This window comes from Streptomyces sp. NPDC102258, assembly GCF_055584685.1.
Genome location: NZ_JBVJLO010000027.1, coordinates 1 through 20,214, shown reverse-complemented (window position 1 = coordinate 20,214; position 20,214 = coordinate 1). Strand labels below are relative to the sequence as shown.

Sequence of the window (20,214 nt, the reverse complement as noted above, 5' to 3'; positions counted from 1 at the left end):
GGCGCCGGCCGCCTGACCGGGCGTCGCACCACGCGGGCGGCGCCGGTCAGCGCGTCGCCGCGAGCCAGGCCTCGTACGAGGTGGGGGCCAGGCGGGCGCCGGGGCCGCCGGTCAGGACATCGCCCTCGACGGCGGCGAACATGCCCGCCCGCTCGTCGGTGACGACGGTACGGGGGTCCTGGCGGGCCGCGAGGGTGAGGCGGCCGAGTTCGTCCAGGGCGAAGACGTCGGGGCCCGCCACGTCGGCGGTGCCGTTCAGCGGTGCGCCCGTGGCGACGTCCGCGAGGGCGGCGACGACGTCGGCCGTCGCGATCGGCTGGACGGGGGTGGAGGGCAGGCGGACGCCGCGGTCGTCGGCGGTCCACGACAGCACGGCGTCCATGAACTCGAAGAACTGGGTGGCGCGGAGGATCGAGTACGGGGTGGGTCCCTGCTTGAGGAGGTCCTCCTGGAGGGTCTTGGCCCGGTAGTAGTCGAGCTGCGGCACCCGGTCGACGCCGACGATCGACAGGATGACCTGGTGGCGGACGCCCGCCCGCTCCCCCGCTGCCAGCAGGTTCCCCGTGGTGGTGCGGAAGAAGTCCGGGGACGCCTCGTCGAGGGTGGGCGAGTTCGACACGTTGACGACCGTGTCCGCGCCGGCGAGCGCCTCGTCCAGTCCGGCGCCGGTGAGCAGGTCGACGCCGCTCGACAGGGACGCGGGGACCACCTCGTGCCCCGCCGCGCGGAGCGTGTGGACGAGCTGGGAACCGATGAGTCCGGTGCCGCCGATGACCGTGATCTTCATGACTGTGCCCTTCCCTGCGGGAGACCGGATGCGGCCGCTTGCCCCATCAAACTCGGATACTCCTTGTCCGAGATATTACTCGGATAGTATGTATCCGAGTCAAGGGGAGGCCGTATGAAACTGTCCGGAGGCGTCGAATGGGCGCTGCACTGCTGCGTGGCGCTGACCGCGGCGAACCGGCCGGTGCCGGCTGCCCGCCTGGCACTGCTGCACGACGTCTCGCCGAGTTACCTGGCCAAGCAGATGCAGGCGCTGTCCCGGGCCGGCCTCGTCGCCTCCGTCCAGGGCAAGACGGGCGGATACGTCCTGACCAGGCCCGCTTCCGAGATCACCGTCCTGGATGTGGTGCTGGCCGTCGACGGAGCCGATCCGGCGTTCCTGTGCACCGAGATCCGGCAGCGCGGTCCGCTCGGAGCCCCGCCCGAGGCCTGCGCGAAGCCGTGCGGGATCGCGCGCGTGATGGGTGCGGCGGAAACCGCCTGGCGGGAGTCGCTGCGCGGGGTCACCATCGCCGATCTGGTCGGTTCGGTGGAACGGGACAACGGCCCTGCGGCACTGCCGGCCATCGGCGCCTGGCTGGACCCGTCGTCCGGCCCGGGCGACCGGTCACTCTGATCACGGCCAGGCGGCCGGGGCCCTGGCCTGGGGGGCGTAAAACATCATTTAAGATTCAAGGCGGCCGCGGGGCTGGGCTCCCCGCCGTGCGCCGCGATCGTGGAACGGTCCGGCCGGGCCACCTGAAGCTGATCGTGAACATCCCGGGGAATCGCGAGAGCGCCGAAGCGCGTCTCGGTGGTGCGGGCCGACCGGCCCAGCCGCCCACGGACAGAAGACCCCCAGGGAGAAGTGAGGTATGCCAGTGATCTGCGTCGGCGGCATGATCGGGATCGGCAAGACGAGCGTGGCCGAGCTGCTGGCCAAGGAGCTGGGCAGCCACGTCTTCTACGAGAGCGTGGAAGACAATCCGATCCTTCCCCTCTTCTACACCGCGAGCCCCGAAGAGATCCAGGCGAAGCGCTACCCCTTCCTGCTCCAGCTCTACTTCCTCCAGACGCGGTTCGCCGCCATCAAGGAGGCGTACAAACAGGGCGACAACGTCCTCGACCGGTCCATCTACGAGGACTGGTACTTCGCCAAGGTCAATCACGACCTGGGCCGGATCAGTTCCCTCGAAATGCGGGTGTACGAGGGGCTGCTCGAAGAGATGATGCGGGAAATCGACGGCCTGCCGTACCGCAAGGCTCCCGATCTCATGGTCTATCTCAAGGCGGACTTCGAGACGGTGCTGCACCGCATCGGGCTGCGGGGCCGCGATTTCGAACAGGACGAAAGCCTCATCGCGTACTACCGGACGCTGTGGTCCGGTTATGACGGCTGGGTCCACCAGCACTACTCGGCCAGTGACGTCCTCGTCATCGACATGAACCGCACCGATGTCGTGAACGTCCCCGAGGACGCGGCCCGCGTGGTGCGCGAGGTCAAGGACGCCCTGGCGGCGGTCGGGCACCGCCGCGCCTGAGTCCGCCGTCCGGGTTGCTGCGCAGCGCGTCGCGGCCGGTTTTCCGTCCGACAGGTTTGAGGACGGCCAAACGGTTAAGAAGCGCTATCGACAGTAAGCTTTTACGGAGGCGTCATGGGCATTGTGGCTTGGATTCTCATCGGACTGTTCGCGGGCATCATCGCGAAGATGATCATGCCGGGCAAGGACCCGGGCGGCATCATCATCACCATCCTGATCGGGATCGCGGGAGGCCTGCTGGGCGGGTGGCTCGGAAAGGTCATTTTCGGCGTCGACTCCATCGACGGGTTCTTCGACCTCTCCACGTGGATCGCCGCCATCATCGGCTCTCTGATCCTTCTCGCCGTCTACCGTCTCCTCACGGGGGGCCGGCGCAGTCACGCCTGACGCGCCGAACGTCGTGAAACGGCTCCGCCCCACCGGGCGGAGCCGTTTTGCATGTCCGGTCACCGGTTCCGCCGGCGGGCGGGCCGCGTGGCGGGGCCGGGTCCCTCCGGTGCTGCGGGCATGCTGGGCGCGGCGCGCGCACGCCGTGCGGCGGCCTGGTGGTGGCCGGGGGCCGCATCCGCCCGGGGGGCGCGCGCCGAAGGAGAGCCGTGACGCGCGGTGCGGGAGGCCTGGGATGGGGATGAGCTGGGACGCCGATGTGACGGTGGTCGGGGCCGGTGCCGCGGGGCTGTCCCTGGCGGCGCGGCTCGCCGGACCGGGCCCCGGCGCCGGGGGCGCGCCCCGCGTGGCGGTGGTCGAGGCGCCGCCCGGACCACTGCGCCCCGCCGTACGGACCTGGTGCTACTGGGAGGCGGGTGCGGGGCCGTACGACGGGCTGCTGGAGGCCAGTTGGGGACGGGTACGGGTGGTCGCCCCGGACGGCGCCGTGATCGACCGGCCGCTCGGGCCGCTGCGGTACAAGATGCTGCGCTCGGACCGGTTCGAGGCGGCCATGGTGGACCGGTTGCGCGGCACGGGCGTCGAGGTGCGGCGCATGGCCGTGGAGTCGGTGCGCGACGCGGGCCGGTGCGCGGAAGTCCACGGCCGTGACGCCGGGCGGGCGCCCCTGACGCTCCGGTCGGGACTGGTCTTCGACTCCCGGCCGCCGCGGCGGCTGCCGGCGGCCCGGACCACGCTGCTCCAGCACTTCCGGGGCTGGTTCGTCCGTACGGCCGCGCCGGTGTTCGATCCCGGGGCGGCGACGCTGATGGACTTCCGTGTTCCGCAGCCGCCGCGCGGGCTGGCCTTCGGCTACGTGCTGCCGCTGGACCGCCACGAGGCGCTGGTCGAGTACACGGAGTTCTCCCCCGCCCCGCTGGAGGAGGACGCGTACCGGGCTGCCCTGACCCACTACTGCGGGAGCGTGCTGGGCCTCGGGGCGTTCACCGTACGGGGGCACGAGCGCGGGGTGATCCCGATGACGGACGGCCGGTTCCCCCGCCGGGCCGGACGCCGGGTCTTCCTGATCGGCGCGGCGGGCGGCGCGACCCGGCCCTCGACGGGCTACGCCTTCGCCGCGATCCAGCGTCAGAGCCGCGACCTGGCCGAGGCCGTCCGGGCGGGCCGCTCCCCCGCCCGCGTCCCCGCCGTGCACGGGCGCCGGGCCCGGGCGATGGACGCGGTGCTGCTGCGGGCGCTCGCCACCGGCCGGGTGCACGGAGGGCCGTTGTTCGTCCGGCTGTTCGCCTCGCTGCCCGCCGAGCGGGTGCTGCGGTTCCTGGACGGCGCCACCACGCCCTGGGAGGACTTCGCAGTCGGCCTGCGCACCCCGGTGGCCCCCATGCTGCGGTCCCTGCTGGAACTGCCGTTGCTCCCCCGTACCGTCCCGGCCTGGCGGCCGGGGCCCCGCTGAAAGGCCGCCATGGCTGCCCTGCCCCTGCTGCGCGACGAGACCCTGTCGGCGGCCTTCGACCACGCCGCGGCCCGCTACGACCTGCTGGTCGCGGCGAGCCCCGGGTACCACGGGCACCTGCGGCGCTCGGCCCGCCGGCTCGGCCTGGCGGACGGGGGCGGCGGCGCCCGCGTCCTGGACCTCGGCTGCGGCACCGGAGCGTCGACGGCCGCCCTGCTGACGGCCGCGCCCCGGGCCCGGATCACCGCGGTGGACGCCTCGCCCGGCATGCTGGAGCGGGCCGCGGCCAAGCGGTGGCCGTCCTCGGTCCGCTTCGTCCGGGCGTCGGCCGACCGGCTCGGCGAGGCGGGGCTCGACGGGCCGTACGACGCCGTCTTCGCCGCCTACCTGCTGCGCAACGTCGCCGACCCCGACCGTACGCTGGCCGGCGTCCGGGCCCGGATGGCGCCGGGCGCGCGGATCGCCGTACACGAGTACGCGCTCAGCGGGAAGGCGGTGCACCGGGCGCTGTGGACGGCCGTGTGCCGCAGCGTGATCATGCCGCTGGGCCGGGCGGGCGGGGACGCGCGACTGTACGCGCACCTGTGGCGCAGCGTCCTCGGCTTCGACACGGCGCCGGTGTTCGCCGAACGGATGCGGAGCGCCGGCTTCAGGGAGGTGCGGGTGCTGCCGCTGCCGGGCTGGCAGACGGGGATCACGCACACCTTCGTCGCCCGGAACCCGGCGTGAACGGGCCGCTGCCGGGCCGGGACCGGCGGGCCCGGCGCGTGGAGGCCCGCGGCGGGCGGGAACGCGTCGAGGGCGAGGGGCCGCGGGTGGCCGTGGTCGGCGGGGGCATCGCCGGCCTGTCGGCGGCGACGGTACTGGCCGAACGCGGGGTGCGCGTGGTCCTGTACGAACGCGACGAGCAGCTCGGCGGCCGGCTCGCCGGGTGGCGGACGCGGCTGGCCGACGGCTCGCAGGCCACCATGAGCCGGGGATTCCACGCCTTCTTCCGCCAGTACTACAACCTCCGGGCCCTGTTGCGCCGCACCGATCCCGGGCTGCACGGCCTGACGGGCCTGCCGGACTATCCGCTGCGCCACCGCGACGGCGGGCAGGACGGTTTCGCGCGGGTGCCGCGCACACCGCCGCTGAGCGCGCTGGGGTTCGTCGCGCGCAGTCCTTCGTTCGGCTGGCGGGATCTGGGGCGGATGGATCCGCGCGCCGCCCTGCCGCTGCTCGACGTACGGGTGCCGCAGGTGTACGAGGCGCTGGACGCGGTGAGCGCGGCCGACTTCCTCGCCGCGATCCGCTTCCCGGAGGCCGCCCGGCACCTGGCGTTCGAGGTGTTCTCGCGGAGCTTCTTCGCCGATCCCGCGACGCTGTCGGCGGCGGAGCTGGTGCTGATGTTCCACATCTACTTCCTGGGCTCCAGCGAGGGCCTGCTGTTCGACGTGCCGCGCGAACCGTTCCCGCAGGCCCTGTGGGACCCGCTGGCCCGGCACCTGGAGGGCCTCGGCGTCCTGATCCGTACGGGCACGGCGGTACGGGAGGTGCACCCGTGCGGCGCCGACCGGGTCGAGGTGCTCGCAGCGGAGGGGGCCGAGCGGTACGACGGCGTGGTGCTGGCGCTGGACACCGGCGGCCTGCGGGCGGTGGTCGGGGCGTCGCCCCGGCTGGTGGGGCCCGCGTGGCGGGCCCGGATCGCCGGGCTGCGGACCGCGCCGCCCTTCCTGGTGTCGCGGTTGTGGCTGTCGCGGCCGGTGGCGGGCGACCGGCACGGCTTCCTGGGCACCAGCGGCTACGGCGGCCTCGACAATGTGAGCGTGCTGGACCGCTGGGAGGGCGAGGCGCACCGCTGGGCGCTGCGGACCGGGGGTTCGGTGGTGGAGTTGCACGGCTACGCGGTGGACCCGGCCGAGCGGCGGACGGAGGTGGAGGAGCGGCTGGTGGCCGGGTTGCGGGAGGTGTATCCGGAGACGGCGGGCGCGGTGGTGGTCGACGCCCGGCACGCGTGGCGCGAGGACTGCCCGTTGTTCACCGTCGGCGGCTACCGGGACCGGCCGGGCGTCCGGACCGGTGACGGCCGGGTGGTGGTCGCCGGGGACCTGGTGCGGACGGGTCTGCCCGTCGCGTTGATGGAACGGGCCGCCACCAGCGGCTTCCTGGCCGCCAACGCGCTGCTGGAGCGGTGGGGTGTGCGCGGGGAGACGCTGTGGACGGTGCCGGAGCGCGGCCGGTCCGCGGTGTGCCGGGCGCTGGGCGGCCTGGGGCGGCGGACTCCGTGAGGGCGTATCAGCCCGGGAAGCGGCCCGTGTGCCGCAGTTCCCAGCGGCGTTCCGCGTAGGCGAGGTCGTCCTGCCACAGGCGGCCCGCCGCGCGCCGCACCAGCGGCCGCAGCAGGGGGGCCGCGGTGCGGGCGAGGGCGAAGCCGGGGCGCGCGGAGGCGGCGACGACGGCCTCGGTCACACGGGTACGGGGACGGCCGTCGCGGCCGGGGGCGAGGGGCGTCGCGTGGGTCTCCACGACGGAGCCCACCCCCTCGCCCTCGGTGATGCGCATGACGACGGTGCGGGGTCCGGGGGCGGTGAACTCGGCGGTGACGGGCACGACGACGCGCCGGGCCAGCTTGAAGGAGACCCGGACGGTGAGGACGTCGCCGTCGGCCCCGGCGTCGAGCACCGTCAGGTCGACGAAGGAGTACGGGTGCAGCCAGGCCCCGTGCCAGGGGTCGAGGCGGTTGGCGACGATGTCCTCGGGCTCGCAGGTGCCGGTGGCGGTGTAGACCGCGCTCAGGGACAGGGCGGCGCGGGGGCGGGTCGGTACGGCGGGCCGGTCGAGGGGTTCCTCGCCCCCGTGGCCGTCGAGCCGCACCCAGGCCAGGAGGCCGTCGTCGTGGGCGGGGTACGGGGTCCAGCCGGCGAACGGAGCGCCGTTCAGGGAGAGTCCGTGCCAGGGGCAGATCAGGGTGCCGCAGCGGACGGGCGCCCGGTCGAGGGGGGCGCCGAGGTGGGGACAGGCGCCCGGGCCGGCGACCAGGGTGCCTTCGGCGCCCCGCCAGGCCACGACCTCGGTGCCGGCCACGGTCTGCCCGTGGGCGGTGTCCGCGCGGATGTCGCCGCTGGGGCCCAGGACGTACCAGTTGCCGGAGGGCCGGGCCTGGGCGCGCTTCAGCGCGGCGTCGATGAGCCGGGGCGAGGCCTGCCGCCAGGTCGGCGTCTGGTCGTGCCAGGCCGCGGGCCGGCGGCGCAGGCGCACGGGGATGCGGCGCGGAGGGCGCGGGCTCATGGGGCGGGCTCCTCGGAGGCGGTCCGCGCGGAGGCGGTCCGCGCGGGGGTGGTCCGCGCGGGGGTGGTCCGCGCGGGGGTGGTGAGCGCGGAAGCGGTCCGCGCGGGGGCGGTGGCGGGACGGGCGGCGGGGGCGGTGCGGCGTGCGGCCCGGCGGGCGGTCGCGAGCCGCGTCAGTTCCGCCGCCACGACGGCCGCCCGGCGGGTCAGCGGCACCGAGGAGCGGCGGTGGACGCTGTCGTACCCGTCGCGGGCGACGGCGTCGAGGATGTTCCCGTAGAGGACGAACGCGGTGCGCACGCACGGCCGCGCGACCGGGTCGAGCATGTCCAGGCCGGGCCGTGCGCGGGCGTAGAAACCGCGGGTGAGGGCGGCGCCCGCGCGCAGGGCCCGGGTGATCCGCGGGTCGCGGCGGCCGGTGCGTCTGCTCCAGTACAGGAGCTCGCGGTCCACGCCCTCGGCCGCGAGGAGGTCGGCGGGCAGGTAGACGCGGTCCCGGTCGAGGTCCTCGCCGACGTCGCGGAGGAAGTTGGTGAGCTGGAACGCCTCGCCCAGGGCGGCGGCGTGCGGGGCGGCCTCCTCGCGGGGGGTGACGTGCCCGAGGACGGGCAGCATCTGCAGGCCGATGACGGCGGCCGAGCCGTGCATGTAGCCGCGCAGCGCGTCGAGGGTCGCGTACTCGGTGACGGTGAGGTCGCTGCGCATGGAGGTGAGGAAGTCGTCGAAGTGGCTGTGGGGCAGGCCGTAGCGGGACGCGGTGTGGGCGACGGCGGTGACGACGGGATGGCGGCCGGGGGCTCCGGTGCTCATCGCCGTCCGCAGGTCCTCGGAGAGTTCCCGCAGCCGTCGGCCGCGCTCACCGGGCGTGGCGGGGGCGGCGAGGTCGTCGACGATGTCGTCGGCGAGGCGGGCGAAGCCGTAGAGGGCGTGCACGGCGGGACGGCGGGCGGCGGGCAGCAGCCGGGTGGCGAGGAAGTAGGTCCGCCCGTGCCGGGCGTTGAGGCGGCGGCACCGGCCGTAGGCGGCGCGCAGGGCGGGGTCGGCGATGGCGGCCGCGTCGAGTTCGCGCCGGGTCATGCGCCACCGTCCTGCGGGGCGGGGGTGGGGGCGGCCGGCCTCCGCCGGCGGGCCGCGGGCGGGCCCGTGATGCGGGCGGCGGCGAGGCGGCCGGAGATCAGGACGGTCGGGACGCCGACGCCGGGCGTCGTACCGCAGCCGGCGAGGACGGCGTTGGCGGTGCCGCGCAGAAGGTTGCGGGGGCGGAAGGGGCCGGTCTGGGGGAAGGTGTGGGCGGCGGAGAAGGGGGTTCCGGCGGCGTGGCCCTGGGCGGACCAGTCGGCGGGGGTGACGAGCACTTCGGTGTCGATGGAGTCCGCGAGGCCGGTCAGGCCGCGGCGTTCCAGCTCCCTCAGCAGGGTGTCGCGGTAGCGGGGGCCCAGCTCCCGCCAGGCGGCGGCCGGGGGGCCGACGGTGGTGTTGGGGCAGGGGGCCAGCACGTAGTGGGTGTGCCGGCCGGGGGGTGCGAGGTGCGGGTCGGTGGTGGTGGGCCGGGTGATGAGGAGGGAGGGGTCGCTCATCAGCCGCCCGGTACGGGTGAGTTCGGTGAAGGTCTGTTTCCAGGCGGCACCGAAGGAGATCGTGTGGTGGCCCAGTTCGGGCCAGGTCCGGTCGGTCCCGGCGTGCAGGACGACGGCCGACGGGGAGTGGCGCAGGGCGACCGGGCGGCGGGGGCGGATGCCGAGGAGCCCGTACGCGACGGGCAGGTCGGGGGTGAGGACGACGGCGTCGCAGGGGATGCGCCGCCGGTCGGTGACGACGGCGGTGATCCGCTCCCCGGAGCGTTCCAGCCGGGTGACGTCCTCCCCGTACCGGAGGGTGGCGCCGGAGTCGGCGGCGGCCGCGGCGAGGGCGGCGGGTACGGCGTGCATGCCGCCTTCGGGGAAGTACACCCCGGCGACGGTGTCCATGTAGGCGATGACGGCGTAGGCGGCGAGCGCCCGGGCGGGCGGGACGCCGGCGTAGAGGGCCTGGAAGGAGAAGACGCGCTGGAGGCGCTCGTCGCCGAGGAAGCGGCCGATCCTCGGCTGGAGCCGGCCGAAACCGCCCAGGGCGGCCAGCCGGGCCAGGTCGGGGTGCAGGAGCGCGAGGGGCGAGTCGAAGTTCGCGTCGATGAAGCGGCCCATCTGGACCCGGTAGAGGGCGTGCAGCCACTGGCGCAGCCGCCGGTACCCGGCCGCTTCGCGGGCTCCGGCGAAGCGTTCGACCTCCGCCTCCATGGCGAGGGCGTCCGTGTGGACGTCGAGGGCGGTGCCGTCGGCGAACCGGGCGCGGTAGGCGGGGTGGAGGGGGTGCAGGGTCAGCCGGTCGGACATCGTCAGGCCGACGGCCGCGAAGGCTTCCTCCAGCAGGTGCGGCATCGTCAGGACGGTGGGTCCGGTGTCGAAGCGGTAGCCGCCCCGTTCGATGCGGCCGGCCCGCCCGCCGGGCAGCGGGTCGCGTTCGACGAGGGTGACGCGGCGGCCCGCGCCGAGGAGGTGCAGGGCGGCGGACAGGCCCGCCAGTCCGGCGCCGACGACCACGACGTGGTCGGTCCGGCCGGGGACCGTCTTCGTCATCGGGGACCTCCGGGGTGATCGGCCGGCGCGCGGGCGGTGGTGTGCCGGGGCGGTGGCGAGGCGGTCCGGCGCAGCAGTTCGGCGAGCCGCCGGGCGGCGGGGCCGCGCAGTCGGGCCGCGGCGAGGTGGCGTTCGCAGGCGCGGGCCAGGTGCTCGATGCGCCGTTCGACCTGTGCCTGGGCGCCGGTGGCGCGCAGGTCCTCGCGTACGGCGGACAGGGCGGACGCGGAGAGGCCGGCGCCCGGGCGGCAGGCGCGGAGGCGGTCGAGGACGGCGGTGGCGCCGTCGGCGCGGGCGCGGGCATGGGCCAGGGCGAGCAGGTACGTCGCCTTGCCGGAGCGGAGGTCGTCCCCGGAGGGTTTGCCGGTCACCTCGGGGTCGCCGAAGGCGCCGAGCAGGTCGTCGCGCAGCTGGAAGGCGACGCCGGCGCAGCGGCCGGCGGCGGTCAGCGCGCGTACGGTGGCCGCGTCCGCGCCGGCCAGCGCAGCGCCGAGGGCGAGGGGGCGTTCCACCGTGTAGCGGGCCGTCTTCAGGCATACGGTGCGCAGGGCGCGGGCGGGCGAGCGCGAGCCGGTCACCTGGCCGTGCAGGTCGAGGTACTGGCCGGCGATCATCTCCGTCCGCATGGCCCGCCAGACGCGCAGGACCTCCGTACGCGCGGTTCCTTCGAGCCCGGCGCCGGCGACGAGGTCGTCGGCCCACGACAGGGCGAGGTCCCCGGCGAGGACGGCGGCCGAGTGGGCGAACGCCGTCGGGTCGTGCACCCCGGCGCGGGCGGGGTGGCGCGAGGCGATCTGCGCGTGGAAGGAGGGGGCGCCGCGGCGCACGGCGGACCGGTCCATGACGTCGTCGTGGATCAGGGCGCAGCTCTGGATCAGTTCGAGCGCGGCGGCGACGCGCAGGGCGCCGGGCGCGTGCCGGTCCGTACCGCCGCAGGCCCGCAGGGCCCACCAGAGGAACCGGGGCCGGATACGGGAGCCGCCGCCCAGTGTGTAGGCGGTGAGCCGCTCGGCGATGTCCTCGGCGAAGACCTCGTCCAGGGAGCGGCCGAAGGCGGTGAAGTCCGCGCAGCAGGAGGCCAGCTCGCGGTGGACGGCGGCGGCCACGTCGGCGTCGACGGCCGCCGCGGACACGGCGGCGGGGCCTGGCGGGTCCTGTCCCCGGGCGGCGGCGACCGGAGGCCGCTCGACGGACTGTGCGCGCATTCGGTCCTCCATGTCGTGAGGTGGCACTCTCCGTCAGTTCCCCGTTCCGCGGCCGGACGGATGCGGTGGGCGGGCCGGCTTCCTGGGGCCGGGTCCCGGGGCCGGGGCTCCTGGGGCCGGGTTCCCGCCGCCCGCGGGCTATGCGTCCCCCTCCGGCCGGCCTCCCATCCGGGCCGGCCCGCGAACCACCCGATGGGTGCAGCCGTTTGCGGAGCCCATGGTTCCGCTCAGGCGGCAGGGCTACGCCGCACCCCCGCGCCTGGAAGGCGGCTCAGTCGCGCCGGGCCGGATGCACCGCGGTCGGCCAGGCGCGGTCGTCCACCGCCAGGAACGGCTCGGCCGGTACGGCCGCCGGGGTGGTCCCGGTGAAGGCCATGACGTCCCGGTGCAGATGGGACTGGTCGCAGTAGCCGGCGTCCGCCGCGACGCGGGCCGGGGCTTCGCCGGCGGCCAGGCGGTGCGCGGCGTGGTCGAAGCGGACGAGTTTCGCGGCGCTCTTCGGCGGAATGCCGAGGTGCGACTGGAACCGGGACCACAGGCGCTTGCGGCTCCAGCCGAGTTCGGCCGCCAGCCGGTCGACCCGGACGAGGCCCCGGCCGGCGACGATCCGGTTCCAGGCCCAGGCCACCGCCGGGTCGACCGGGGGCCGCGCCTCGGCCCGCCCGGCGAGCAGCGTCCGCGTGAACGCGAAACGTTCCTCCCAGGAGGGGATTTCGGCCAGTCGCTCGCGCACCCGCCCCGCCTCCCCGCCCCACAGGTCGTCGAGGGAGACCGGGGCGCCGGCCAGGTCGGCCGCGGGGGCACCCAGCATGGCGCCCGCGACCAGGGGGGACAGGCGCACCTGGAGGCACTCGATGTGTTCGCCCCACGCCCGCGCCCCGCCGCCCGAGCCGAACCCGGGTGCGGCGACGAGGCTTCCCCCGTAGTGCCGCCCGGTCCCGTCCGCCACGGTGGACCGGCCCGCCCCCAGCTCCAGGATCAGCATCACGGCCGGATGCGGAATCATCCGCAGGCCGCCGGCGGGCGCGGCGGGGATGCGGAAGCCGGCCATGTCGACACCGGCCACCCGGCCGATCTGCCGTGGACGTGCGACGTCCCATGCGGAGGGCTCGTCGCGTTCCCGTGCGGTGAACCTCATCCGCCCATGCTACGCAGGCCGCGGGGGCGGGCCGGGAAGGGAACATTCGTCCAAGCCGCGGGCGGGCTCCGGCGGTGACAGTGGGCCCATGACCACTCCCGCGCAGCACTCGGACACGTACGAAGACGGCCTCTACGTCCGCGAGGACGGCCCCGGCGACGCTCCCGCGCTCCTGCTCGTCCACGGCTCGGGGACCTCGGGCCGTTCGTGGGACGCACTGGTTCCGCTGCTGACCCCGCGCCATCGCGTCATCCGGATCGACCTGCCGGGGCACGGCCGCTCGGCCGAACCGGCCGACGGCGATTACGCGATCCCCGCCCAGGGGCACAGGATCGGTACGGCACTGGACCGGCTCGGCGTCGAGCAGGTCGTGGCCGTCGGCCACTCCAGCGGAGGCTACGCCGCTACCGCGCTCGCCGACGAGCGCCCCGATCTGGTGAGCGCGCTCGCGCTCGTCGACACGGGCCCCGGCATGGACGCCCTCATCGCACCGGGGACCGGCCCGGTGGACCCCGCGCGGTGGCCGCCGACCGAGGAAGAGGCCCGCCTGTTCGCGAGCAGCGCGTTCCGCGCGGGCTACCGGATTCCCCAGGACATCATCGACGACCTGCGCGGGATGACGTATCGCGCGCTGACGTCGGCGATGGGGGCGTCCCTCGCCTACATCACCGAGCGGGTGCTGCCGGAGCGGCTGGTGGCCCTCGGCAAGCCGCTCCTGGTGGTCTTCGGGGACCAGGACCTCAGGTGGCGGCCCGCGTCGGCGGCCGACTACCGCGTCGTTCCGGGGGCGAGCGTCGAGTGGCTGCCCGGCGTCGGACACACACCCATCGTGGAGGAGCCGGCGGGTACGGCCGCCCTCCTGCTGCCCTTCACGGAAGGCCTCACCGCCCGGGCGCCCGGAACCGGCTGAGCGGGTGCCGTCACTCCGTCACTCGGCCCGGATCGTACGGGCGCGGACCACGAAGGGCCGCGAGAAGACGGTGATGGCGACGGAGAGCGCGGCCACGGCGGTCATCGTCACGCCCGGTGAGAAGTGCTGGGCGACACCGCCGGCGAGGGCGGCTCCGATGCCCTGCCAGGTCATCCGGCCGGCCGACTCGACTCCCTGGACCTGGCCGCGGACCGGGTCGGGGGTCAGCGCGAGCAGCTGCTCCTGGAGCGGCAGGGTGGCGGCGAATCCGGCGCTGGCCGCGAACACCGCGAGCGCCGCCACCAGGATCGGCGGGTCGACCGCGAACAGCAGGTACGGCACGGCGAGCAGCAGGCGCAGCGCGAACGCGTGGCGGCGGCGCTGGTCGGCACTGAGCAGGCGCCCGACCGTCAGGTCGCCGAGCAGCATGCCGGCCGACCCGGCGGCGAGGAAGAGACCGGCCCGGTCGGGGGCGTAGGAGATGAACAGGGCCTCACAGCCGACGATCAGGCCGTTGGGCACCCAGAGGTTGAGCAGCAGGGCCCGCCGGCCGGAGTGGGAGAACAGCGCGGCGTTGGTGGTCCAGGTCTGCCGCAGTCCGGGGCGCCGGGTGAGACGGATCGAGCGGTCGCGGGCGGTCGCCGCCACGATGAGCAGGGCGACGCCGGTCAGGGCGGCGGCGACGGCGAAGACCTCCCGCGGGCTCAGGTAGCGCAGCAGAACGGCGCCGAGGGCGTAGCCGAGGACCGCCATACCGCCCGAGGTGATGTTCATGAGCGACCGGGCGAGCGCGTACGCGGAAGCCGGGACGACTTCGGCGAGCAGCCCCATCCGCGTGCCGGTGCCGAGGGACTGGAAGAAGCCGAGCACGAGGAGCAGTGCGAACCGGGCGGCGAGGGGCAGTCCGGGGATCGCCTGCGCGGCGACGCCCGCCAGCGAGACGCACTGGAGGGTGACGAGGGTCCGGCGCGGACGTTTCCCGTCCGCGACCGACATCAGGGTGAGGGCTCCGAGCACGGTGGCGAACGTGGCGCCGTACATGCTCACGGCCGTCAGGAACGGGGACCGGGTCTGGTGGTTGACCAGCGTGCCGAGTGCGAAGCCCGAAAGGGTGCCGGCCGCCGCCGTGAGGGTGGAACTGGCGTAGAGGCCGGTGAACTCGCGGTGGCGCAGGAGGGCGCGGTAGCCGGTGAGGGGGAGCGCGGCGGGCGCGGAGGTGTCTGAAGGCATAAAAAAAGCCTCCGCGCCCACCCGTGGGGGGCCGAAGACCAACGCCCGCACTCTAACACGCGGTCCGCGCGTCACGCCCCCCGGACGTCGGCCAGGATCAGCCGGCCCACCGCATCGCCGAGAACGGCCCGCGCCTGCGGGTCGAGTCCGCTGTCCGAGACGAAGTAGTCGATGTCCGAGAGGGCGATGAACTGACTGAGGCCGACCACACCCCACTTGGTGTGGTCGGCGACCACGGCCACCTGCGCGGCGGAGGCGATCAGCGCCCGGTTGGTCTGGGCTTCCGCCAGGTTCGGGGTGGTCGCGCCCGCCCGTTCGGTGACGCCGTGGGCGCCGATGACGAGGAGGTCGACCTGGAGGGAGCGGATGGCCTGGTCCGCCAAGGGGCCCACCAGGGACGCCGACTTGGTGGGGCTCCCCCCGGTCAGCAGCAGGGTGTGGCCCGTGGAGCCGTCCTGCGCCCCGGCCCTGCGCAGGAGTTCGGCGACGGGCAGGGAGTTGGTCACCACCGTGAGGCCCGCGACGTCCAGCAGCCGGGTCGCCACCGCGTAGGCCGTCGTCCCGCCGGAGAGGGCGACGACGCTGCCCGGCTTCACGAGGGCCGCCGCGGCCTCGGCCACGGCCGCCTTGGCTCCCGATTCGAGGGCGGCCTTGGTCTCGAAGGACGGCTCGTCGCCCGTGGTACCCGAGACTCTGATGGCGCCGCCGTGCACCTTGGACAGGGACCCGCCCCGGGCGAGCACGTCGAGGTCGCGGCGGATGGTCATGTCGGAGACGCCCAGGCGTTCCACCAGCTCGGCCACGCGCACCGCGCCGTCACGGCGTACGAGCTCCAGGATCAGGGCCCGGCGCTGGGGTGCGAGGCGTGCTGCGTCCGTCACGTGCTCGTCCCCGCTCCTCCACGCGTCGGCCGTGCGGGGACCCGAAGGCGTACGACTCCACACGGCACTCTCACAAACGAACAGTCTACGGTGCCCGGGTCCCCGGCCTCCGGGCCCTCGTCCGGTACGCGTTCACCCGGTCAGCCGACGCGGCGGGCCCCGGCCGCCGGGGACACCGGGAAGAGGTGCGGCTCCTGGTACCCGGCGGACCGGCACGCGGCGCTTACCGCACTGCCCACCGCCTCCGCCCGGTCCGCACCGGCCAGCGCGATGACCGAACCGCCGAAGCCGCCGCCGGTCATCCGCGCTCCCAGCGCGCCCGCCCCCAGGGCGGATTCCACCGCCAGGTCGGTCTCGGCGCAGGAGATCCGGTAGTCGTCCCGCAGGGACGCGTGACCGGCCGTGAGGATCGGGCCGAGGTCCTCCAGGCGGCCCGCCCTCAGGTGGGCGACGGCCTCCTCGACCCGGGCGTTCTCGGTCACCACGTGCCGCACCAGCGGCAGCAGCCGCTCGGGGAGCGCCCGCGCCGCCCCGGGCAGGCCGGCCGGTGCGAGGTCGCGCAGGGCGGCCAGCCCCAGCAGGGCGGACGCCTGCTCGCAGCCGGCCCTGAGGGCGGCGTACGCGCCGTCGCCGAGGTCGTGTTTGACCCCGGTGTCGATGACCAGCAGCCGTAGCCCCCGCTCTTCGAGGGGGAACGGGACCTGCTCGTGCGTGTCGGCCCGGACGTCGAGGTGCAGGGCCGCGCCGGCCGTGCAGCAGGCGGCGGCCATCTGGTCCAGGGACCCGCAGGGGACGCCCGCGAAGGCGTTCTCGGCCCGCTGGGCGAGCAGCGCGAGCCGGGGCCGGTCCAGGCCCAGGCCGTAGAGGTCGTCGTAGGCGAGGGCGACCGCGCACTCCAGCGCGGCGGAGGACGACAGGCCGGCCCCGCTGGGCACCGTACTGTCGAAGTGGAGGTCCGCTCCCCCGACGCGGTGGCCCGCCTCGGCCAGGGCCCAGACGACACCGGCCGGGTAGGCGGCCCAGGAGGTGACCGCGCCGGGGACCAGGCCGGTGACGGCGAGGTCGACGACGCGGCCGTCTCCCTGGGCGCTGTGCAGGCGCAGCCGGCCGTCCTCGCGGCGGCGGGCGGCGAGGAGCGTGGTCCGGGGGATGGCGATGGGCAGGGCGAGACCGTCGTTGTAGTCGGTGTGTTCGCCGATCAGGTTGACCCGGCCGGGCGCCGCCCAGATCCCGCCCGGGGAGGTTCCGTAGACGCGCCGGAAGGCAGCGCCGACGTCGTGGCCGGCTCCGCCGGAGACGGGGTACGGGCTCATGACGCGACGTCCCGCAGGCGCCGCGCCGCGGCTTCGGGGGCCACGTCGTTGACGAAGGCCTCCATGCCCGATTCGACCCCGGCGAGGTACTTCAGCTTGTCCGCCGTCCGCCGCACCGTGAACAGCTCCAGATGCAGGGCGAGTTCGTGGCCGCCGGTCCTCGGGGCCTGGTGCCAGGCGGAGATGTACGGGGTGGGGGGCGGGGTGGTCGGGGTGGCTGGGCCGGGGTCCGGGTCGGGGTCCGGGTCGGGGTCGGGGTCGGGGAGGAACAGCCGGTCGAACCGGCGCAGCAGTTCCAGGTAGATGCCGGGGAACTCGGCGCGTTCGGCCCCGGTCAGGCGGGTGAGATCGGGAACCCGGCGGTGCGGATAGAGGTGCACCTCGTACGGCCAGCGCGCGGCGTACGGAACGAAGGCCGTCCAGTACTCCCCCGCGAGGACCACGCGCGAAGTGGCGGCGCGCGCCTCGGCGAGCAGGTCCTCGAAGAGGTTGCGTCCGGTGGCGGCGCGGTGGGCATCCGCGGTGGCGGTCATCTTGGCGGTGCGCGGGGGGATGAAGGGGAAGGCGTAGATCTGGCCGTGCGGGTGGGCGAGGGTGACGCCGATCTCGGCGCCGCGGTTCTCGAAGCAGTACACCTGCTCGATGCCCGGGAGGGCGGCCAGTCGCTCCGTACGGTCGGTCCAGGCCTGGAGCACGAGGCGGGCCCGGTCCGGCGTGAGGTCGGCGAAGCTCTGCGCGTGCGCGGAGGTGAAGCACACCACCTCGCACCGCCCGACGCGGCCGGCCAGGGACGGGAAGCGGTTCTCGAAGACGACCACGTCGTAGTCGGCGGCCGGGATTTCGCTGTGGCGCTCCGGCGTGGAGGGGCACAGGGGGCAGGCATCGGCCGGCGGCAGGTGGGTGCGCCCCTGCCGGTGGGAGGCGATCGCCACCCAGTCCCCGGTCGCCCTGTCCAGCCGAAGTTCCGACCGGCTCTCGACGGGCTCCGGCGCGCGCCGGTCGGGTGCGCGCCGGTCGGCGCCGTCATCGAGGTCGTAGTAGATCAGCTCGCGGCCGTCCGCGAGTGTGGTCGTGGTTCGCTTCACGGAACTCGCCCGTCTCGTCGGTGTGCGGCAGCTCCCGGTCGAGCCACACCCCAAGAGAGTAAACAGAAACAAACTAAAGTCAACAAGAAGCACCCCGGGACGCCCCCTAGGCGAACACCGCCCTGACCAGTGTCTGCTTCACCCTCTCGAACGTCCCGGCCATGGTGGGCAGGTCCATTTGGGTGTCCCCGGAGGTCAGCGAGCCGGTCAGGGTCTTGGTGCCGTCGGGCGTGCTGTACATCAGCGCACCCCAGCCCCAGAACCCTCCGTTGTGGTGGAGGATGATGCCGCCGCCGTCCAGTTCCTCCACGAACACGCCCAGTCCGTAACCCATCGTGGGGTCCGGGACGCGCATCTCGGCCAGCAGCTCGGACGGGATGAGCTTGCCGCCGTTCAGTGCGGCGAAGAACGTGTGGAGGTCCCGGCTGGTCGAGATCATGTCGCCGGCGGCGGATATCCAGGAGGGGTTGAAGCGGGTGGTGTCGACCACCTTCCACTGGCCGGCGTCGTCGTAGCCGAAGTAGCCGTGGGCGTGCGGCTCGGGGATCTCCTCGCCGGTCTCCGGCAGCACGGTGCCCGTCAGCCCGAGCGGGCCCAGGATCAGCCGGTGCGTCTCCTCGGGCAGCGAGCGGCCGGTGACCTGTTCGATCAGCAGCCTGGCCAGGACGTAGTTGGTGTTGGAGTAGCTCCAGGCCGTCCCCGGCTCGAACCGTGCCGGCTTCGCCAGCGCCCCCCGCACCAGCTCCTCCGGCCGGTAGGCCGCGCGCTGGAGGTCCGCCCACTCTTTGCCCCATCCGGCAACCACACCGGTCTCGACCGACCCGTCCTGGGAGAACTCGCCGGTGAAGTTGAACAGCCCGCTGGTGTGCTGCAGGAGCATCCGTACCGTGATCCGCCGGTCGAGTCCGAACTCGGGCACGTGGTCGGCCACCAGGTCCTCAAGGCCGAGCCGGCCCTCGGCCACCAGCCGCAGGACGACGGTCGCGACGAAGGTCTTGGTGACGCTGCCGATCCGGAAGTGCCCGTCGGTCGGCGGCTTCGCGGTCCGGCCCAGCTCGCTCACCCCGGCGCTGCCGACCCACTCGCCGAGTTCGTCGTTCACACGCAGCTGCACGCCGGCGAAACCGGCGTCGACGATCTCCTGCATCGCCTTCCGCAGCTCGGGGCGGTCCTGCGCGGCGGCGGGGTTCTGCTCGCTCATGGTGATTCCTCATCTCGCGTCAGCGGGTGTGAGAGGAGCGTGGACCCTGACCTAAGGTCAAGGTCAAGGCGACAGATGAGCGGTAGGCTCGCCCCATGGCAGACGGGCTCACGATCGGTCAGGTGGCGGCTTTCGTCGACATCACCGTCAAGACGGTGCGGCACTACCACCGGCTCGGTCTGGTCGCCGAACCGGAACGGGACCATTCCGGCTACCGGCGCTACGGGTCAGCCGATCTGCTGCGCCTTGTCCAGGTCAGGGCCCTGGCGGGGGCGGGCGTGCCGCTGGCCGAGATCGGCGAGCTGCTCGATGCCGAGCCCGATCGGTTCGCCACCGCCCTGGACGACGTACGCCGCCGGCTCACCGCACAGATCGAGGAGCTGACCGCCCGCCGCGACACCCTGCACCGGCTCGCCCACGGTGATCGCGCCCTGCTGCCCGACCGGGCCTGCGCGGTCCTGGACCGACTCGCCGAGCTCGACTTCAGCCCCCACTACGTCGCCACCCAGCGGGAAGCCCTGGTGCTGTCGCGGGCGCTGGCTCCCGAGGTCTTCGACGCCTTCCTGGTCAACCTCGAACACCGGCTCGGCGATCCCGAGTTCGTCGAGCTGACCAAACGCGGCTGGGAGGCGAGGTCCTGGGATCCCGACGACCCGCGGATCGAGGAGCTGGCCTCCACGGTGGCCAGGCACCTGCTGACCGACCGAGCGCTGCTGACGCTGCCGACCGCGCGTCGGCACCGGGCCGACGCGGCCTCCCGGTACGGCGTGGTCAACCACCACCGGGAGGACGAGGCACCGTCCGTCGCACGGCTGAACACGCTGATCGAGGGGCACCTACGCGCGGCGGGCATCGAGGTCCCACGTCAGTGACGGACCGCAGACCATGGCCGTCTCGCGATCGTCGGACGCCGGCACCCGCTGGATCGAGGGTCAGGCCACGATCCCTACTCCATCGGTGCTTGTGATCTGCATGGCTACTCGGCCTCGGGCGGGATCGGGGTGGCCTGGTGGTAGTACATCTGCCAGCCCGTCCCCTCGCCACGTTTGCGCCACAACGAGCTCCGGCGCGCCAGCCGTCCACCGATCGTGGTCTGCCTCATCTGCTTCAGCGCGCACAATCCGCATCATCGCCCAAGCCACCAGTCTTACCTCAACTGCGTAACCACTGAGCGTTTTCAGCGTTGCCTCTCCAGAGTGAGGACAGCCTTGGTGATGACGG

20 protein-coding genes are annotated in these 20,214 nt (G+C 74.3%); 8 read left to right on the top strand and 12 right to left on the bottom strand.

Features of this window, described 5'->3' with window-relative positions; genetic code table 11:
- Positions 1-46 precede the first annotated feature (46 nt).
- On the bottom strand, positions 47-787 hold the full coding sequence (locus ACZ6ZT_RS31720) for an SDR family oxidoreductase (RefSeq protein ID WP_469723661.1): 741 nt from the start codon (positions 785-787) through the stop codon (positions 47-49).
- Positions 788-901: 114 nt separating this feature from the next.
- Here ACZ6ZT_RS31720 and ACZ6ZT_RS31715 point away from each other — a divergent pair, with 114 nt between their 5' ends.
- From ACZ6ZT_RS31715 to ACZ6ZT_RS31690, 6 genes are all read left to right on the top strand, one after another.
- Complete coding sequence (locus tag ACZ6ZT_RS31715) at positions 902-1,402, top strand: RrF2 family transcriptional regulator (protein ID WP_469723660.1); 501 nt, start codon at positions 902-904, stop codon at positions 1,400-1,402.
- A gap of 238 nt (positions 1,403-1,640) precedes the next feature.
- Positions 1,641-2,306: a deoxynucleoside kinase gene (locus ACZ6ZT_RS31710; protein ID WP_469723659.1), complete on the top strand. Its 666-nt coding sequence runs from the start codon at positions 1,641-1,643 to the stop codon at positions 2,304-2,306.
- Positions 2,307-2,420: 114 nt separating this feature from the next.
- Positions 2,421-2,693, top strand: a complete 273-nt coding sequence (locus tag ACZ6ZT_RS31705) for a GlsB/YeaQ/YmgE family stress response membrane protein (RefSeq protein WP_469723657.1) — start codon at positions 2,421-2,423, stop codon at positions 2,691-2,693.
- Between the two features lie 241 nt (positions 2,694-2,934).
- On the top strand, positions 2,935-4,146 hold the full coding sequence (locus ACZ6ZT_RS31700; protein ID WP_469723734.1) for a lycopene cyclase family protein: 1,212 nt from the start codon (positions 2,935-2,937) through the stop codon (positions 4,144-4,146).
- An 18-nt stretch (positions 4,147-4,164) separates the two neighbouring features.
- On the top strand, positions 4,165-4,875 hold the full coding sequence (locus ACZ6ZT_RS31695; protein ID WP_469723732.1) for a class I SAM-dependent DNA methyltransferase: 711 nt from the start codon (positions 4,165-4,167) through the stop codon (positions 4,873-4,875).
- The gene (locus ACZ6ZT_RS31690) at positions 4,872-6,416 is read left to right on the top strand and encodes an FAD-dependent oxidoreductase (protein WP_469723656.1); all 1,545 of its coding nucleotides are present in this window, start codon (positions 4,872-4,874) and stop codon (positions 6,414-6,416) included. The genes ACZ6ZT_RS31695 and ACZ6ZT_RS31690 overlap by 4 nt, the downstream gene beginning before the upstream one ends.
- Positions 6,417-6,423: 7 nt before the next feature.
- Here the strand turns inward: ACZ6ZT_RS31690 and ACZ6ZT_RS31685 are convergent, their stop codons facing one another.
- The 5 genes from ACZ6ZT_RS31685 to ACZ6ZT_RS31665 form a co-directional block, all read right to left on the bottom strand.
- The gene (locus tag ACZ6ZT_RS31685; RefSeq protein ID WP_469723654.1) at positions 6,424-7,416 is read right to left on the bottom strand and encodes a DUF5914 domain-containing protein; all 993 of its coding nucleotides are present in this window, start codon (positions 7,414-7,416) and stop codon (positions 6,424-6,426) included.
- Positions 7,413-8,492 carry a phytoene/squalene synthase family protein gene (locus tag ACZ6ZT_RS31680; RefSeq protein ID WP_469723652.1) on the bottom strand — a complete coding sequence of 360 codons (1,080 nt, stop codon included), beginning with the start codon at positions 8,490-8,492 and terminating at the stop codon, positions 7,413-7,415. The genes ACZ6ZT_RS31685 and ACZ6ZT_RS31680 overlap by 4 nt, the downstream gene beginning before the upstream one ends.
- A complete protein-coding gene (gene crtI, locus ACZ6ZT_RS31675; protein ID WP_469723650.1) occupies positions 8,489-10,030 on the bottom strand; it encodes a phytoene desaturase family protein in 1,542 nt (513 codons plus the stop codon). The genes ACZ6ZT_RS31680 and crtI overlap by 4 nt, the downstream gene beginning before the upstream one ends.
- A complete protein-coding gene (locus tag ACZ6ZT_RS31670) occupies positions 10,027-11,235 on the bottom strand; it encodes a polyprenyl synthetase family protein (protein ID WP_469723649.1) in 1,209 nt (402 codons plus the stop codon). The genes crtI and ACZ6ZT_RS31670 overlap by 4 nt, the downstream gene beginning before the upstream one ends.
- Positions 11,236-11,506: 271 nt before the next feature.
- Positions 11,507-12,286, bottom strand: coding sequence for a helix-turn-helix domain-containing protein (locus ACZ6ZT_RS31665; RefSeq protein WP_469723730.1), 780 nt, complete (start codon positions 12,284-12,286; stop codon positions 11,507-11,509).
- Between the two features lie 175 nt (positions 12,287-12,461).
- Between ACZ6ZT_RS31665 and ACZ6ZT_RS31660 the strand changes: the two genes are divergently transcribed.
- Positions 12,462-13,283 carry an alpha/beta fold hydrolase gene (locus ACZ6ZT_RS31660; protein ID WP_469723647.1) on the top strand — a complete coding sequence of 274 codons (822 nt, stop codon included), beginning with the start codon at positions 12,462-12,464 and terminating at the stop codon, positions 13,281-13,283.
- An 18-nt stretch (positions 13,284-13,301) separates the two neighbouring features.
- Here the strand turns inward: ACZ6ZT_RS31660 and ACZ6ZT_RS31655 are convergent, their stop codons facing one another.
- From ACZ6ZT_RS31655 to ACZ6ZT_RS31635, 5 genes are all read right to left on the bottom strand, one after another.
- The gene (locus tag ACZ6ZT_RS31655) at positions 13,302-14,513 is read right to left on the bottom strand and encodes an MFS transporter (protein ID WP_469723645.1); all 1,212 of its coding nucleotides are present in this window, start codon (positions 14,511-14,513) and stop codon (positions 13,302-13,304) included.
- A gap of 71 nt (positions 14,514-14,584) precedes the next feature.
- Complete coding sequence (locus tag ACZ6ZT_RS31650) at positions 14,585-15,394, bottom strand: DeoR/GlpR family DNA-binding transcription regulator (protein WP_469723644.1); 810 nt, start codon at positions 15,392-15,394, stop codon at positions 14,585-14,587.
- Between the two features lie 140 nt (positions 15,395-15,534).
- Positions 15,535-16,707, bottom strand: coding sequence for a galactokinase (gene galK / locus ACZ6ZT_RS31645; RefSeq protein WP_469723642.1), 1,173 nt, complete (start codon positions 16,705-16,707; stop codon positions 15,535-15,537).
- On the bottom strand, positions 16,704-17,792 hold the full coding sequence (locus ACZ6ZT_RS31640; RefSeq protein ID WP_469723641.1) for a galactose-1-phosphate uridylyltransferase: 1,089 nt from the start codon (positions 17,790-17,792) through the stop codon (positions 16,704-16,706). The genes galK and ACZ6ZT_RS31640 overlap by 4 nt, the downstream gene beginning before the upstream one ends.
- A gap of 106 nt (positions 17,793-17,898) precedes the next feature.
- Positions 17,899-18,993, bottom strand: coding sequence for a serine hydrolase domain-containing protein (locus tag ACZ6ZT_RS31635; RefSeq protein WP_469723640.1), 1,095 nt, complete (start codon positions 18,991-18,993; stop codon positions 17,899-17,901).
- A 95-nt stretch (positions 18,994-19,088) separates the two neighbouring features.
- Between ACZ6ZT_RS31635 and ACZ6ZT_RS31630 the strand changes: the two genes are divergently transcribed.
- Positions 19,089-19,865: a MerR family transcriptional regulator gene (locus ACZ6ZT_RS31630; RefSeq protein WP_469723638.1), complete on the top strand. Its 777-nt coding sequence runs from the start codon at positions 19,089-19,091 to the stop codon at positions 19,863-19,865.
- A gap of 104 nt (positions 19,866-19,969) precedes the next feature.
- Here ACZ6ZT_RS31630 and ACZ6ZT_RS31625 read toward each other — a convergent pair whose 3' ends face one another.
- Positions 19,970-20,095, bottom strand: a complete 126-nt coding sequence (locus tag ACZ6ZT_RS31625; RefSeq protein ID WP_469723636.1) for a hypothetical protein — start codon at positions 20,093-20,095, stop codon at positions 19,970-19,972.
- Between the last annotated feature and the right edge of the window lie 119 nt (positions 20,096-20,214).

What these genes read in the sequence shown, in the direction of transcription:
- ACZ6ZT_RS31720 (WP_469723661.1), bottom strand. Translation starts at nt 787, where the DNA reads ATGAAGATCACGGTCATCGGCGGCACCGGACTCATCGGTTCCCAGCTC.
- ACZ6ZT_RS31715 (WP_469723660.1), top strand. Translation starts at nt 902, where the DNA reads ATGAAACTGTCCGGAGGCGTCGAATGGGCGCTGCACTGCTGCGTGGCG.
- ACZ6ZT_RS31710 (WP_469723659.1), top strand. Translation starts at nt 1,641, where the DNA reads ATGCCAGTGATCTGCGTCGGCGGCATGATCGGGATCGGCAAGACGAGC.
- ACZ6ZT_RS31705 (WP_469723657.1), top strand. Translation starts at nt 2,421, where the DNA reads ATGGGCATTGTGGCTTGGATTCTCATCGGACTGTTCGCGGGCATCATC.
- ACZ6ZT_RS31700 (WP_469723734.1), top strand. Translation starts at nt 2,935, where the DNA reads ATGAGCTGGGACGCCGATGTGACGGTGGTCGGGGCCGGTGCCGCGGGG.
- ACZ6ZT_RS31685 (WP_469723654.1), bottom strand. Translation starts at nt 7,416, where the DNA reads ATGAGCCCGCGCCCTCCGCGCCGCATCCCCGTGCGCCTGCGCCGCCGG.
- ACZ6ZT_RS31680 (WP_469723652.1), bottom strand. Translation starts at nt 8,492, where the DNA reads ATGACCCGGCGCGAACTCGACGCGGCCGCCATCGCCGACCCCGCCCTG.
- crtI (WP_469723650.1), bottom strand. Translation starts at nt 10,030, where the DNA reads ATGACGAAGACGGTCCCCGGCCGGACCGACCACGTCGTGGTCGTCGGC.
- ACZ6ZT_RS31670 (WP_469723649.1), bottom strand. Translation starts at nt 11,235, where the DNA reads ATGCGCGCACAGTCCGTCGAGCGGCCTCCGGTCGCCGCCGCCCGGGGA.
- ACZ6ZT_RS31665 (WP_469723730.1), bottom strand. Translation starts at nt 12,286, where the DNA reads ATGGCCGGCTTCCGCATCCCCGCCGCGCCCGCCGGCGGCCTGCGGATG.
- ACZ6ZT_RS31660 (WP_469723647.1), top strand. Translation starts at nt 12,462, where the DNA reads ATGACCACTCCCGCGCAGCACTCGGACACGTACGAAGACGGCCTCTAC.
- ACZ6ZT_RS31655 (WP_469723645.1), bottom strand. Translation starts at nt 14,513, where the DNA reads ATGCCTTCAGACACCTCCGCGCCCGCCGCGCTCCCCCTCACCGGCTAC.
- galK (WP_469723642.1), bottom strand. Translation starts at nt 16,707, where the DNA reads ATGAGCCCGTACCCCGTCTCCGGCGGAGCCGGCCACGACGTCGGCGCT.
- ACZ6ZT_RS31635 (WP_469723640.1), bottom strand. Translation starts at nt 18,993, where the DNA reads ATGAGCGAGCAGAACCCCGCCGCCGCGCAGGACCGCCCCGAGCTGCGG.
- ACZ6ZT_RS31630 (WP_469723638.1), top strand. Translation starts at nt 19,089, where the DNA reads ATGGCAGACGGGCTCACGATCGGTCAGGTGGCGGCTTTCGTCGACATC.
- ACZ6ZT_RS31625 (WP_469723636.1), bottom strand. Translation starts at nt 20,095, where the DNA reads ATGAGGCAGACCACGATCGGTGGACGGCTGGCGCGCCGGAGCTCGTTG.